The sequence below is a fragment of the Micromonospora sp. NPDC049580 genome, assembly GCF_040675595.1.
Classification (GTDB): domain Bacteria; phylum Actinomycetota; class Actinomycetes; order Mycobacteriales; family Micromonosporaceae; genus Micromonospora.
The window spans coordinates 1-11,413 of sequence record NZ_JBFAPG010000168.1 but is presented as its reverse complement, the minus strand read 5'-3'; the positions used below and the strand labels follow the sequence as shown (position 1 = coordinate 11,413).

Below are 11,413 nucleotides of genomic sequence, written 5' to 3'. Positions count from 1 at the left end.
CGTGTGTCGCGTCGCGGCACACGCTCATCGGCAGCGCAACCGTTCCCGCTCGGGAAGGAACAGGTGTGACCCCGGAGACGACCTACCCGATGACCCTCGGCCAACTATCGGTCTGGCGGGACATCGAAAAAATGCATCCGGAGAAGTGGTGGGAGGGCAACCTCTGCTTTTCCTGGTCGTTGCCGGAAAATGTGACCGCGGCGGACGTCTGGCGCGCGGTCGGAGCACTCGGCATGCGGCACGCCTCGCTGCGCACGACGTTCGACGTCGAGGACCCGGGAGATCCGCGCCAGCGCGTCGCGGTGGATTCCCCCGCCGACGTGGTCGAGGCGGTACGACAGCCCGACGGCGAGACGGGGATGTCCCGGATCGAGACCGAGGAGATCCAGCGGCCGTTCACGCTCACCACCGACCTGCCGTGGCGGGTGTGGCTGACCGAGAGCGACGGCCGCCCCCGTGAACTGTTGGTCGTCATCCACCACATGGCGGCCGACGGCGCGGGCATCAACACCATGGAGCGGGACTTCTACGCCCTGCTGGCCGGGGAGGCGCTGCCACCGGCGCCGCAGCCGGCCGACCTCGCGACGCGGCAACGGTCCGGCGAGATGGACGCCAGACTGCTCGCCGCGGAGTCGTACTGGCGCAAGGTGCTGGCGGGGGCACCCCGGCGGACGCCGCCCGCACCGGGGCCGGTGCTCCGGGCGACGATGCACACCGGCATCCCCGAGCCCATCCTCCGCCAGGCGGCGCGCGGCATCGGCGTCACCGTGGCAGGGGTGCTGCTCACCGCGTACTGCCGGGCGATCATCGCGACGGGCACCACCAGCACCCCGGTCCTGCTCTACCCCATGTCGTCCAACCGTTTCGACCCGGCGGTCACGTCGCTCGTCACGTCGATGAACCAGTGGGTGCCGCTGCTGGCCGCGCCGGAACCGGACGAACCGTTCGCGCACACCGCGCGCGCCCTGTACGTACGGAACATGCGGGCCCTCAAGCACGGGGTCTACGACCCGGACACGGTGGCGCGGATTCGCGAGGACGCCGAACGGGAGGGCGGCCCGCTCGACCCGGGGTACCACTTCACCTTCCTGCTGCCCCCGATGGTGGTGCAGCCGCCGGAGACGATCCAGGAATCGCGGATCGAGTGGCACGTGCCGATCCGCTCGACCGGGCCCGGCTTCTACCTGATGGCCAACGCCGACACGACGGTCCGGCTGACCGTGCGGGTGATCCGCGAAGGCTACCAACGCGCGGAACTCGACGCTCTGCTCGTCGCCATGCGCGATGACCTGCTGGAGCTGGTCGGCGCGAGCGCGGAGGCCGCCGGATGACCACGACCGCGCCGCCCACCACCCCGGCGGTCACGCCAAGCCTGTGGCGTCACCGGGACTTCATGACGCTGTGGACCGGCCAGACCCTCAGCGAGACCGGTTCCGCGGTGTCCACCCTCGCCGTCCCGCTCATCGCGGTGTCCGTGCTGAACGCGTCCACGTTCTCGGTGAGCCTGCTGCAGGCCGCCGGGATGGCGGCGTACCTGCTCGTCGCGCTGCCGGCCGGGGTGATCGTCGACCGGATGCGCAAGCGGCGGCTGATGGTGTTCTGCAACCTGCTGCGGGCCCTCGCGATGGGCACCATTCCGCTGGCGTTTTTCGCCGGTGAGCTCACCATGGCGCAGTTGTGGCTGGTGGCGGCCCTGTGCAGCGTCTGCTCCGTCTTCTTCGAGGTGGCCTACCAGTGCTACCTGCCGACTGTGGTGCGCTCGGATCAACTGCTGGACGCGAACGGCAAACTCAGCACCACGTACTCGGTCGCCCAGGTCGCGGGTATCGGGCTCGGCGGAGGACTGGTCGCGGTCTTCGGCGCGGCGCGGACGGTCCTCATCGACGCCGCCTCGTTCGCGGTCAGCGCCGTCTCGCTGCTGCTGATCCGGCGCAGGGAGCCGGAGGTGGCTGTACCGCAGGGCCCCCGGCCGCGGCTGCGGGAGGAGATCTCCGCCGGCCTGGCCTTCGCCTTCCGGCATCCGGTGCTGCGGAAGATCGTCGCGGCCAGCGGCACCCTGAACGTGTTCAGTCAGGTGATCTACGCCCTCTCGGTCATCTACCTGGTCCGGGTCCTCAAGCTGACGCCGGCCGAGGTGGCCGTGCAACTGGCGCTGGGCACGGCCGGCGGCATCGCCGGCGGACTCGCCTCCGGCAGGCTGGCTCGACGGATCGGCACCGCCCGCATCATCTGGGTCTCCCTGCTCGGGCTCGGCTGGACGATGCTGCTGGTGCCGCTGGCCGAGCCCGGCTGGCGGGTCGCGTTCTACACCGTCGGCATGACCGGCTTCGCCGCACTCTGCGCGATCTACAACGCGGCCCAGATCAGCTACCGGCAGCAGATGTGCCCGCCGGAACTGCTCGGCCGCCTCACCGCCGGGGTCCGCTGGATCGTGTGGGGCGCCCTGCCGATCGGCGCGGTTCTCGGTGGTGTGCTGGGCACCTGGCTCGGCGTCCGCGAGACCCTGGTGATCGCCGCCCTCGGCGTCTGGGCCTCCGGGCTGTGGGTCTACTTCTCGCCGCTGCGGAGAATGCGTGACTTCACGCCCGTCCCCGAGCCGGCCAGCCAGGCCTGACAGCGAGTCGCCGGCGAGGCGCGGGGACGTCAGCGGTTCGGGCCGGCCAGCGCCGCCCACGTACGCGCCACCCCGGTGGGCAGGTCGGTGACGGGGTGCCAGTCCAGCATCGCCGACGCGCGTCGGACGTCGAGCCAGATGTCGCGCCGGTCGAAGGCCCGACGGTCCGCGTACCGGATGGTCAACGGCCGACCGACGGTCGCCGTCACCACCTCCAGCAGCTCGGCGAGGGAGGTGGGATGGCCGGCGCCGACGTTGAGGACGGCGCCGTCGAGCGCCTCGCGGGTGTCGCGGTCCAGGTGACGGTCCCACACCGCCAGCAGGGCGGCCACGACGTCGTCGATGTAGACGTAGTCGCGGCGGGTGACCGGGTCGCCGAACACCTGCAACGGCCGGTGCGTGGCCGCGGCCTCCAGCCAGTGCGACACCACGCCGAGCCCGCCCTCGGCGCGCTGGCCGGGCCCGTACACGTTGGACGGCCGCAGCACGACCGGCCGGAGGTGGTCGGCGGCCTCGCGCAGGGCCTGCTCCTGGGCCAGCTTCGCCCGGCCGTAGACGCTGTCGGGGCCGAGTGGGCCGGTCTCGTCCACCGGTGGCGGCACATCCGGCCGGTACGCCGTCCCGCCGGATCCCAGCAGGACGAAGGTGGGACGACGGGCGCCCAGCTTGCACGCCTCCAGCGCGGCGGCGAGGGCACGCTGGTCCAGCTCGACGAGTTCGGGCTGGCTGACGGCCCTCTTCGGCGTGACCGTGCCGGCGGCCCAGAAGACCAGGTCCGCCCGCCTGATCGTATCGGCGTAGCGGTGTTCCTCGACGGCGTTGCGGGGTCGGGTCACCCGGTGCGGAGGCAGGCGGCGGCGTTCGAGCGCACGGCACAGACTGGCGCCGATGAAACCGTCCGACCCGACGACCACCGTGACCGGGGCGGGGACGGCGCTCACCCCGGAACCTCGGTCTGCACGGCGCGGGTCGCCAGGTCGGCGGCGTAGTCGGCGGTCCCCACACGGGCGGCCAGCAGGTTGCGGTGCAGGGTCTCCAGCAGGTCGAGGGAGTATCCGCTGTCACGCCACTCCTGCTCGGTGACGCCGTAGCCCAGCCGACGCCACAGGTCGGCGTTGACCTGCTCGTGCGCGCCGAAGGGCGCCAGCAGCACGATCGGCGTGGCCGACCAGAGCGAGTCGATCAGGGTGCCCCCGCCGGTCTTGCAGAGCATGGCGACGCGGTGTCGGGCGAGGTCGAACGAGTCGTGGTACGCCGCACCCCGTCGGTACCGCACCGCGCCGTCCGGAAGGATCTCGCCGAACGGTGGGAAGCCGTCGTCCTGCCAGGCCTCCCACTCCGGGTCGATCATGAAAGCCCGGCAGCCGGGGGGCAGCTCGGACACGTCGGCCGGGTCGTGGGTCACCACGTCGACCAGCAGCCCCGCCCGGGCGAGATCCGCCGCGCGGTCCCGGTAGGTGCCCAGCCCCCAGCCGCCGCCGTGCGCCAGCAGGCGGGGCTCCCGCCGCTGCCACGGCACCGGGTCCTCGTCGCCGACGCGGATGCTCGTCGGCGCGGTGCCCCGCTCGGCGTCGAACATCCACACGTGACGGAAGCGCTCTGTGCGGGCCCGGAAGAGGTTGAAGGAGGCGGTCGGCGCGGCGTCGAGGTGACAGATGTCCACCCGAGGCGTTCGGGACGTGAGCGCCTCGTACCGTTCGACGACGGGCACCCAGAAGCCGGAGAAGATCACCACCTGGTCCACGTCCGCGGCCCGCCACCGGTGCAGCAGGTCACCGACCGCGGCGTCGTCGAGCGCCGGCATCTGATCACGCACCATGCGCTGGGCGGCCACCGCGAGCTTGAAGTTCCCTCTGAAGGCCAGCTTGGCGGCCCTCAGCCGGTCGAGTTCGTCGGGTCGCAGCAGCCGCTCGAACACCTCCACGCGCACCTCGATCCCGAGGGCACGCAACCGACCCGCCAGGATGAGGGCCGGTACGTGGGTGCCGAGCGTGGCGCCCGACGTCAGCAGCACAGTGGCCATCGATGCTCCGATCGTCGGGAGTCAGGTGACGAGACTCGGGGCGCCGGCCGTCGCGACGAGCAGGTCGCCCACCTGCGCTTCGAGGGCGACCCGGGCCGCGTCGTCCGGGGCGAACACGGCGAGAAAGAGCCGCCCACGGGGCGGGGTGAGCGTCCCCGAGGCCAGCGGCAGCACCCCCGGCTCGTCGCCGCGAAACAGCAGCTTCGCGTCGTCCAACGCGGACACCAGCCTGGCCACCGTGTCGCCGGGCCGCACCGGCGTCGTGCGGCAGCGCAACCAGGAGCGCAGGCCGACCGTCCGGGCCCGCCGGTCGAGGTGCAGGTTCAGCAGGCCCATCGATCGTCGGGCGTTGATCTCCAGCACCGGTACGACCGTGCCGTCGCCCAGCCGCAGTCCGTCGACGCAGACCGGCCCGGTGTAGCCCTCGGCCGCGAGCGCCGTCCCGACCCGCGCGATCACCTCCCGGTGCGCGGTGGTGTCGAGGCTCGCGTGCTGATCCGCGGGGAGCGGACCGGAGCCGCGGTAGGCGAACTCGGCGTTGTCGACGTGCTGTACGCCCCGCCACCGCACCGCGCCGCTCGGGTCGACCTCAAGGTGGGTGGAGAAGCTGGACGCCTCCGCGAAGAGGGGTTGCACCAGCAGCTCCACCCGAGCCCCGCGCGCGACCTGCCGCTCCAGGTGCCGGACGACCGTGTCCAGCACCCGAGGGTTGCCGACCCGCAGGGCGCCCCGGCCGGCGACCCCGTACGGATCCTTGAGCACGACGTCGTCCGGCGCGTCCTGCACCAGCCGCCGCACCTGCCGGGGCGTGGTGGCCAGGACGGCGGCGCCGGGCAGGCCGGCGTCCCGAACCAGGTCGTTCGACCAGACCTTGGAGTTGACGCGGGCGACGACCTCGACGGGGGGAACCGTGGCACGCAGGCCGAGTCGGCGCACCGCCACGGAGGTGTCCGGCCGGACGGCGTAGAACGCCGCGGCCCACCCGGACATCTCCGGCAGGGACGTGCCACCAGCCGACGCCAGCCGCTCCTCCACGGTGGCGTCCTGGTGACCCGGCACGGCCGCGACCCGTGGTGCGATGCCGGCGACCGCCAGCGCCTCGACCAGGGCCTCGTCCATCGGCTCGGCGGTGAGCAGCAGATCGCCCGGAGCGCACCCGACCGCCAGCAGCTCGTCCATGCCGCGACGTCCCCGGCTGCCACCTGCCGCCGGGCCGGCGGGCAGCCCGGCGAGATCCTCCGGCCGCCACGCCGCCTCCGCGTCGAACGAGCCGAAGTGAACGGTCCCGCTCACCTCACCGACCATCGCCGTCGAGGGCGAAATGGCAGAACGCCTTCACCGACTCCAGGTGGATGCTGTCCAGCGACTCGAAGTCGATCTCGACGTCGAACTCCTCCTCGACGGCGAGCAGGAACGTGATCATGTGCAGCGAGTCGATTCCGAGGTCGAGCAGCAGATTCGTGTCCGCCGTCACCTCCTGGGCCAGCGCCGGATCCTCCAGAACCCGCGCGAGCAGGACCGCCATGCGGGTGACCACCTCTGCCATGCGTTCACTCCCCGCTCAGGTAGAGAAGGATGCACTTCGAGCACACCGGCATGAGGCCGCTGTCGCGCAGGATGCCGCGGACCCGGGTGAACCGCTCGCTCTGCCAGATGTCCTGCATGGACTGCTCGCTCAGGTCGCCGATGACGAACTCGGGGAAGAACTTGCACGAGCTGACCCGGCCGTCGGCGTGGATCTCGATCCGGTTGGACACCGCCAGGCAGCGGCTGCGCCGCTGGGCGGGACGGGACGTGCCGCGGATGAAGTCGTCGATCTCATCCTGCTCGACCTGCGGCTGGTAGCGCACCCGCAGATCCCACACCCGGCTCGCCAGTCGGGCCATCGACTCCTTCAGCACCGGCAGGTACTGCTCGGGCAGCGCATAGGTGTACGAGTGCCACGTCGGCTTGTCGCCCGGCTCCGGCGGGTTGAGCCACGAGAACGACTCCTCGTAGAGCCGGTCCATCGCCGACGCCGTCTCCGGGCTGATGTACCAGGGCAGCAGCCAGTAGACCGAGTTGAAGCCGGTCTGCTCGGCCCACTCGGTGAACTCGTACATGCGGCCGACCATGTCCTCGCTGACCATGCACGCGACGGACAACTCGCCCTGGTACTCGCCGCGCCGTTGGAGGTCGAGCATCGCCTCGACGTTGCGCAGGGTGCGCCGGAACGATCCCTTGCCCCGCAACGCCTCGTGCTCCGGCTCGAAGCCGTCCAGGCTGACCAGCAGGTTGAGTCGTGGCCCGATGGCCAGCAGGTGTTCGGCGTTGCGCTCCATCAACAGGCCGTTGGTGCACATGTTGACGACTCGCGGCACGGCGCCCAGCAGCTTGGCGATCTCTCCGAACCGGGAGTGCATCAGGGGCTCACCGCCCCACAGAAAGACCTTCGCCTGCTCGGGCGCGGTCGTCTCCAGCACGTCCCGGACGACGTCGAGGTCGAGTTCGGAACGCCTGCGCTGGCTGTCGTAGTTGTGGAAGAACCCCTGCTCGTTCCACTGGAAGCAGTGGTGGCACCGCAGATTGCACCGGTAGGTCAGCTGCATGCTGACCTCCTGCGGCAACGCGGTGGCGTAGAGGGGATCCGCCGCCAGGTTACGGCGCGTCGCCGACCGGATCGCCACCGTCCGGCGCAGATCGTGCAGTTCCCCGGACGTGAAGACCTTGTTGGTACGTGGGTAGGACATGCAGGCTCCCCGCTCGTCTGCCACGAAACGGTCACTCCTGCGCGGGGCAGGGGACATCGCTTCGCCAGATTCGTGATTGGATCGGGGGCCGTTCGCATCCCTACATGCGCACGAACCCCCGGTATCACACAAGGAACCGGCGGCGGCAGTCCGACGTGGATGTGAGTGTCCTGCTCACCCCCCCGCCACGGGTCGTTCACCACACTGACACATGAGGTCTTCGTCGTAAACCCCGCGTGCTCCGCCTTTCGGCCACTCGGCTGCGCCTCAGCGCAGGGCGCGGAACAGCAGCAGGTAGGCGCAGTAGCCCAGCGGCACCAGCAGGAAGCAGATCAGGAACCCGAGCGGCAGGTACCGGGGTGGGGTGCCGGCGACCATGGCGGGTCTCCCCCATCGGCCCAGCACCAGGTACCCGCCGAAGAACGCCAGCGCCGGCAGCCCCGCACAGATCCACGCGCCGAGGGTGAAGCCGTCGACCAGGCCGACCCCGGAGGCGAGCACGAGGGTCAGCATGAGCACCCCCGCCGCCGCCCCGCACGCGGCGTAGACGGCGACCGCCCGCGCCAGCGGCGACCACGTCGGCAGCAGCGCCGGCCGTTGGGCAAGCAGCTCGGCCTGCTGCCCGTGCCGGTCGGCCTCGTCGGCCATCCGCCGGGCCAGCTCCAGCTCCACCACCGGGTCGACCGCCGCCGCCCGCTGCGCCGGCACCCCGGCGCCCGCCGGGCTCACCGCCGTCGGCAGCGCCAGCGGCGACTGCACGACCGGCAGCTCGGGGTACGCCCCGACACCCGCCCGCCCCGGCACGCCGGCTGCGCCGGCGGACCCGCCGTCCCCCGATCCGCTGACGATGGGCGAGCCGGTCGGCGGCGGCGAACCGGGCCAGGTGGTGGCCGGCCCGGTTGCCGGCGGGCGGGGCGGGACGCCCGTACTCGTTCCCGGCGCGTCGTTGCCCGGTGCGGCGGTCGGGCCGGCCGGTGGCTGGTCGATGCCGATCGCGCGGCCGAGCTGGTCGAGGCGGTGGCCCTGGGCGGTCAGCCGCTGGTGCAGGTAGTCGGCGGCGGCGTGCAGGTCACGGCGGCGCTCGGACTCGGCTGCGGCGTCCCGCTCGCCGGCGCGACGGTGCTCGGCGAGCTGTCGGGCCAGCGCCGCGTACTCCTCGAAGGACACTGTCAACGCTCCCCGTGCGGCTCGTGCCCGTCGCGGGCGAACGGCACGATCAGCCTGGTGCGCTGGTCGTGCCGGTCGACCAGCAGCGCCCGGTCGGCGCGCGGCGTGTAGGCCAGGTCGTGCACCCCGAGGTGCAGGGCCAGCTCGGCGCCGGGCACGTTGAGCGCGACGAGGCAGGCGACGTCGTCGCGGTTCTGGGTGCCGCCGAGGTCGTCGGAGAGCCGCCGCAGGCCGCGCCACCAGCCGAGCAGGTGCACGCCCTGGGCGGGGCCGTGGCGCAGCAGCGTACGCAGGTCGTCCAGGCCGGAGCGGAACGTGACCGGGTCGGCCGCACCGAGGACCGGAGCGGCGGCGTCCATCCCGAACACCACCAGGTATTCGCGGCCGGCCGGCTCGGCGGCCAGCGTGGCGATCCGGTCGCGCAGCCCGGCCGCGTCGAGGCGGTGCACCGGGTGGCCGGCGGCCCGCAGCGCGGCCTCGGTCTCGGCCGCGATCGGGTCGGCGGCGGTGACCAGGGAGGCCACCTGGAACCGGGCGTCGCCGGGGGTGTGTTGACGGGCCAGGCTCAGCGCGGCGGCGCGCAGCACGTCCGCGCCGGCCGGTGCGGTGCCCACCACGGCGAGGTGCCGGCCGGGGGTGGAGTCCATCAGGAACAGCGCTGTGGTGCCGTGCACGTCGACCGTCCGGCCGACCAGCGCCATGGGGCGTCGGCCACCGGGGCGTAGCCCGGCGAAGGTGGGATCGTCCTCGACGCGCGCCGCCTCGTACCCCTTGAAGACCGCCGGGGCCCGCGAGCCCGGCGGGCGGGCCTGCCACAGCTCGTGGCGCAGCGCGGCGAGGTCGGCCGCGGCGGCGTGCGCGTCGGGGAAGCGCAGCACGGTGTCGGCACCGACCGCGCCGGCGGCGGTGTTGACCACGGCCGAGCCGATCGGCAGGGCCGCGGCGGCGTCGTTGAGCTGGTCGAGGACACCGCCGCCGCCGGGCAGCGCCACGCGCAGCGCGAACTGCCCGAAGATCGCCTCGGCCCGACCGTAGAGGGCCTCGATGCCGGTCATGCTCTGACTGGCCAGCACCAGGTGGATGCCATACGAGCGGCCCTTGCGGGCCAACTCCTCCAGCAGGTCCACGGATTCGCGGGCCAGCGCGTCGTTGCCGGCGAGCAGCACGTGGAACTCGTCGATGACGGCCACGATGCGCGGCAGCGGATTGTCCCGTGGCAGGTCGGCGAGCTTGGTGACGCCGTGCCGCTTCAGCGCGGTGGCCCGGCGCTGTGCCTCCCGGCGCAGCTCGCGCAGCACGGCGAGGCCGTACTCGCGGTCGGATTCGATGCCGACGGCACGGGCGTGCGGCAGCCAGGACGGGTCACGCCCGGTGGGCACGAACTCGGTGAAGCTGACGCCCTCCTTGAAGTCGAGCAGGTAGAGCTGCAACTCGGCCGGCGAGTAGCGCGCGGCCAGTCCGTACAGGACGTCGAGGAGGAAGACGGTCTTGCCGGCGCCGGTGCGCCCGCCGACCAGCCAGTGCGGGGTGGCATCGTCGAAGGCGACCGTCAGCGCGGTGTCGAAGGCGACGGTCAGCGGAGTGTCGAAGGCGACCGTCAGCGGCGCGGGGCCGGCCCGGCCGACGACGGTGCGCAGCCCGTTGGCCGCGGACTCGGCCCAGCGCCGCTCGGGCAGCAGCTCGGCGAAGGGCAGCGCCTCGGCACGGCGGGCGGCGGCGCCGAGGTGCTCGGCGAGCGCGCGGACCGAGGCCGGCGGCGGGTCGCCGTCGAGCAGCACCGGGGCGGCGAGACCGCTGCCGTCGACGCTGAACGGGACGCCGGGCGGGTCGCCGACGTGCGCGTACCCCTCGCTGATCCGGAGGGCGGTGGTGCTGCCCAGCGGCGGTGCGGTCTCGCCGGGCAGCCGGGACGGATGGCCGGCGAGGAGCACGCAGACGGCGGCGGCCGGGCCGGCGTGGGTGAGCGCGGCGAGCCGGGCCAGCTCGCGCGGCGGCGGGGCGGCGGTGGCGACCACCAGCAGCAACTGCCGGGTGGAGGGATCGGCGTGCTGGGCGGCGCGGGCGTGCCGTTCGGCGGCGGTCAGCAGGGCGGCCACCTCGGCCTCGCTGGTGGCCGGCGGGTCGAGCACGCCGGCGTCGAGCAGCGGGCGCAGCGGGCCGAAGGTGGCGCCCAGCGCGGCGGTGTCGATGCCGGTGACCCGGACCCGACCGGGTGGCGCGGTGGCGACCAGCCGCAGCACCAGCGCCCGCAGCAGCGCGGCGACGCGCCCGTCCCGGGCGTCGGTGTCCAGTGCCAGGTGGTGGCCGCCGCCGAGCGGCAGCAGGACCGGGAAGCCGCCGTCCGGAGTGGACGCCTCGCCGATGCGCACCGCGGCCGGTGCGTCGGTCAGCGCGGTGGCGCCGGGGGTGGGGGTGGCCAGCGCGCCGCCGAGGCGCGCGAGTCGGGCCACGAGGTCGCCCCCGCCCGCCTGCGGCGGCGGAGCAGGCGCCGCGCCGAGCACGCCCCGGGCGGCATCCAGGTGTACGCGGGCCGCCCGGTGGGCGGTGACCGCCTGCCCGTACGCCGACGCGAGCCTGCCCACGCTCTGCCTCCCACGCCACGGCCGTCCGGTTCGCCGAAACCCTAACGGACAGCGGTGACACCGGGACAGTAGCGACCCGCGCTTTCGCGGCGGCCGACGCCGTGACACGCCCACAGCGCGCCGGGCCAGCGACGTTCACAGTTGTCGATTAGGTTGGCGGTGCGTACACCCGATGGAGGGAGTCCACCTCGTGCGACGAGTCCTCACGGCGGCCACCGCCGCCCTGACCCTCACCACCGCCGGCACCATGCTCACCGGCGCACCCGCCCCGGCCCCAGCCCGTCGGGGCGGCCGGGGC

Annotated in this window: 9 protein-coding genes; 2 read left to right on the top strand and 7 right to left on the bottom strand. The window is 73.2% G+C overall.

All coding sequences use genetic code 11. The features are described from left to right. A partial coding sequence (locus tag AB0J68_RS16035; RefSeq protein ID WP_363939109.1) for a condensation domain-containing protein occupies positions 1 to 1,331 on the top strand: 1,331 nt, incomplete at its 5' end. Further along, positions 1,328 to 2,614, top strand: coding sequence for an MFS transporter (locus AB0J68_RS16030; protein WP_355067193.1), 1,287 nt, complete (start codon positions 1,328 to 1,330; stop codon positions 2,612 to 2,614). The genes AB0J68_RS16035 and AB0J68_RS16030, both read left to right, overlap by 4 nt. A 29-nt stretch (positions 2,615 to 2,643) precedes the next feature. On the opposite strand, the gene AB0J68_RS16025 is transcribed toward AB0J68_RS16030, so the two are convergent. The 7 genes from AB0J68_RS16025 to AB0J68_RS15995 form a co-directional block, all read right to left on the bottom strand. After that, a complete protein-coding gene (locus tag AB0J68_RS16025) occupies positions 2,644 to 3,555 on the bottom strand; it encodes an NAD-dependent epimerase/dehydratase family protein (RefSeq protein ID WP_355067194.1) in 912 nt (303 codons plus the stop codon). Next, positions 3,552 to 4,637: a hypothetical protein gene (locus AB0J68_RS16020; protein WP_355067195.1), complete on the bottom strand. Its 1,086-nt coding sequence runs from the start codon at positions 4,635 to 4,637 to the stop codon at positions 3,552 to 3,554. The genes AB0J68_RS16025 and AB0J68_RS16020 overlap by 4 nt, the downstream gene beginning before the upstream one ends. Positions 4,638 to 4,658: 21 nt before the next feature. Next, positions 4,659 to 5,930, bottom strand: a complete 1,272-nt coding sequence (locus tag AB0J68_RS16015; RefSeq protein ID WP_355067196.1) for a hypothetical protein — start codon at positions 5,928 to 5,930, stop codon at positions 4,659 to 4,661. A gap of 1 nt (position 5,931) precedes the next feature. Then, positions 5,932 to 6,183 carry a phosphopantetheine-binding protein gene (locus AB0J68_RS16010; RefSeq protein WP_354861041.1) on the bottom strand — a complete coding sequence of 84 codons (252 nt, stop codon included), beginning with the start codon at positions 6,181 to 6,183 and terminating at the stop codon, positions 5,932 to 5,934. Positions 6,184 to 6,187: 4 nt separating this feature from the next. Continuing rightward, entirely contained in the window at positions 6,188 to 7,366 is a 1,179-nt protein-coding gene (locus AB0J68_RS16005) for a radical SAM protein (RefSeq protein ID WP_354861043.1), read from the bottom strand. Between the two features lie 267 nt (positions 7,367 to 7,633). After that, the gene (locus AB0J68_RS16000; protein WP_363939105.1) at positions 7,634 to 8,533 is read right to left on the bottom strand and encodes a hypothetical protein; all 900 of its coding nucleotides are present in this window, start codon (positions 8,531 to 8,533) and stop codon (positions 7,634 to 7,636) included. A 2-nt stretch (positions 8,534 to 8,535) separates the two neighbouring features. Next, a complete protein-coding gene (locus AB0J68_RS15995) occupies positions 8,536 to 11,115 on the bottom strand; it encodes an FtsK/SpoIIIE domain-containing protein (RefSeq protein ID WP_363939104.1) in 2,580 nt (859 codons plus the stop codon). Positions 11,116 to 11,413 lie beyond the last annotated feature (298 nt).

What these genes read in the sequence shown, in the direction of transcription:
- AB0J68_RS16030 (WP_355067193.1), top strand. Translation starts at nt 1,328, where the DNA reads ATGACCACGACCGCGCCGCCCACCACCCCGGCGGTCACGCCAAGCCTG.
- AB0J68_RS16020 (WP_355067195.1), bottom strand. Translation starts at nt 4,637, where the DNA reads ATGGCCACTGTGCTGCTGACGTCGGGCGCCACGCTCGGCACCCACGTA.
- AB0J68_RS16010 (WP_354861041.1), bottom strand. Translation starts at nt 6,183, where the DNA reads ATGGCAGAGGTGGTCACCCGCATGGCGGTCCTGCTCGCGCGGGTTCTG.
- AB0J68_RS16005 (WP_354861043.1), bottom strand. Translation starts at nt 7,366, where the DNA reads ATGTCCTACCCACGTACCAACAAGGTCTTCACGTCCGGGGAACTGCAC.